The sequence below is a fragment of the Pseudomonas sp. MWU347 genome (genome assembly GCF_017947305.1).
Lineage (GTDB): Bacteria > Pseudomonadota > Gammaproteobacteria > Pseudomonadales > Pseudomonadaceae > Aquipseudomonas > Aquipseudomonas putida_A.
Map to the genome: position 1 here is coordinate 1 of NZ_JAFGZB010000041.1, position 419 is coordinate 419.

2 tRNA genes are annotated in these 419 nt (G+C 47.0%); both read left to right on the forward strand.

Features of this window, described 5'->3' with window-relative positions:
• Positions 1-61 precede the first annotated feature (61 nt).
• Positions 62-138, forward strand: a tRNA-Ile gene (locus KCG87_RS27370).
• Positions 139-167: 29 nt separating this feature from the next.
• Positions 168-243 (forward strand) — tRNA-Ala (locus KCG87_RS27375).
• Positions 244-419 lie beyond the last annotated feature (176 nt).

Below are 419 nucleotides of genomic sequence, written 5' to 3' on the forward strand. Positions count from 1 at the left end.
CATAAGTTCCCACACGAATTGCTTGATTCATTGAAGAAGACGATAGAAGCAGCCCGAAATTGGGTCTGTAGCTCAGTTGGTTAGAGCGCACCCCTGATAAGGGTGAGGTCGGCAGTTCGAATCTGCCCAGACCCACCAATTTTTGTGTGGGAAACCTGTAGAAATACGGGGCCATAGCTCAGCTGGGAGAGCGCCTGCCTTGCACGCAGGAGGTCAGCGGTTCGATCCCGCTTGGCTCCACCACCACTGCTTCTGAAGTTTGAAAGCTTAGAAATGAGCATTCCATCGCTGTGATGGTGAATGCTGATTTCTAGTCTTTTGATTAGATCGTTCTTTAAAAATTTGGGTATGTGATAGAAAGATAGACTGAACGTTACTTTCACTGGTAACGGATCAGGCTAAGGTAAAATTTGTGAGTG